The sequence below is a fragment of the uncultured Rothia sp. genome (assembly GCF_937976295.1).
Classification (GTDB): domain Bacteria; phylum Actinomycetota; class Actinomycetes; order Actinomycetales; family Micrococcaceae; genus Rothia.
In genome coordinates this window covers 1-1,348 of record NZ_CALJRY010000301.1, presented here as the reverse complement: position 1 = coordinate 1,348, position 1,348 = coordinate 1, and the positions used below count along the sequence as shown (strand labels likewise).

At 58.3% G+C, this 1,348-nt stretch carries 3 protein-coding genes; all 3 read left to right on the top strand.

Annotation, left to right across the window (positions count from 1 at the left end):
* Nucleotides 1–26 precede the first annotated feature (26 nt).
* The 3 genes from rpmJ (at nt 27) to rpsK (ending at nt 1,164) form a co-directional block, all read left to right on the top strand.
* On the top strand, nt 27–140 hold the full coding sequence (gene rpmJ, locus Q0216_RS08135) for a 50S ribosomal protein L36 (RefSeq protein ID WP_004005257.1): 114 nt from the start codon (nt 27–29) through the stop codon (nt 138–140).
* A gap of 179 nt (nt 141–319) precedes the next feature.
* Nucleotides 320–688 (top strand): 30S ribosomal protein S13, encoded by a 369-nt coding sequence (gene rpsM / locus Q0216_RS08130; RefSeq protein WP_005505026.1) that lies wholly within the window; start codon nt 320–322, stop codon nt 686–688.
* 68 nt (nt 689–756) lie between these two features.
* Nucleotides 757–1,164 carry a 30S ribosomal protein S11 gene (gene rpsK, locus Q0216_RS08125; RefSeq protein ID WP_005505028.1) on the top strand — a complete coding sequence of 136 codons (408 nt, stop codon included), beginning with the start codon at nt 757–759 and terminating at the stop codon, nt 1,162–1,164.
* Nucleotides 1,165–1,348 lie beyond the last annotated feature (184 nt).

The following is a 1,348-nucleotide window of genomic DNA, read 5'->3' as shown; positions in this document are numbered from 1 at the left end:
ATCAAGTTGCAATCAAAAGGAATGCGATGAAGGTCAAGCCGAGCGTTAAGCCGATCTGCGATAAGTGCAAGGTGATCCGCCGTCACGGTGTGGTCATGGTGATCTGCGAAAACCCGCGCCACAAGCAGCGCCAGGGCTAATCCCTAGTAGCTGACTTCATAACCGCCCCAACAGAGGGCGGAATTGTCATAGGCACCGCTCCGAAGCAACGCCCACGAGGCGCCTTCGGATACCTCCGGACTCAGAGGCCGGGGACCGGGCAAGAATAACCCGGGCAGTGATGCTATAGACCTCTGGAAAACAACAAGGAGAAGCCAGTATGGCACGTCTCGCTGGAGTTGATATTCCCCGCGAAAAGCGCGTGGAAGTTGCTCTCACTTACATCTACGGCGTGGGCAAGACCCGTGCACACGAAACCCTCGCTGCTACCGGCGTCAACCCTGACACCCGCGTCAAGGACCTGACCGACCAGGAGCTCGTGGCACTTCGTGACTTCATCGAAGGCAACTACAAGGTTGAAGGTGATCTTCGCCGCGAGGTTGCAGCTGACATCCGCCGTAAGGTTGAAATCGGTTCCTACCAGGGCCTGCGCCACCGCCGCGGCCTGCCGGTTCACGGTCAGCGCACCAAGACTAACGCACGTACCCGCAAGGGCCCGAAGCGTACCGTCGCAGGTAAGAAGAAGTAAGCAACGTTGCTCTGTTGGATATCCCTATCCGACCAACGTATTAGAAAACCTTTGTAGGAGAATCAAAAATGCCTCCCAAGACTCGCGCTGCGGCAGCTCGTAAGACCAACCGCCGCAAGGTTAGCAAGAACATCGTTGCTGGTCAGGCTCACATCAAGTCGACCTTCAACAACACCATCGTCTCCATCACCGATCCCACCGGTGCAGTGATCTCCTGGTCCTCCGCTGGCGACATGGGCTTCAAGGGCTCTCGTAAGTCCACCCCCTACGCCGCACAGCTGGCTGCTGAGGCTGCTGCAAACCGCGCCAAGGAGCACGGCGTCCGCAAGGTTGACGTGTTCGTCAAGGGCCCCGGTTCCGGTCGCGAAACCGCAATCCGCTCCCTGCAGGCTGCAGGCCTCGAGGTCGGTTCGATCCAGGACGTTACCCCCGTTGCACACAACGGTTGCCGTCCCCCGAAGCGCCGCCGCGTCTAATTAGGTCTCGACCTAATCCCTCGACGGGTACACTCCACGGAGCAGTACCCGGAGAGTACAGACACCCGTCTGCTTCCTAAGATATGTTTTCCCCAACCTGTGGGCTCATATAGCGGAGCTCACCGAAAGGAAACAAAGTGCTTATTGCACAGCGCCCCACTCTGACTGAAGAGGTCGTAGCGCC

Bases quoted from the DNA above. Each gene is read 5' to 3' on its own strand.
- rpmJ (WP_004005257.1), top strand. From the start codon at position 27: ATGAAGGTCAAGCCGAGCGTTAAGCCGATCTGCGATAAGTGCAAGGTG.
- rpsM (WP_005505026.1), top strand. From the start codon at position 320: ATGGCACGTCTCGCTGGAGTTGATATTCCCCGCGAAAAGCGCGTGGAA.
- rpsK (WP_005505028.1), top strand. From the start codon at position 757: ATGCCTCCCAAGACTCGCGCTGCGGCAGCTCGTAAGACCAACCGCCGC.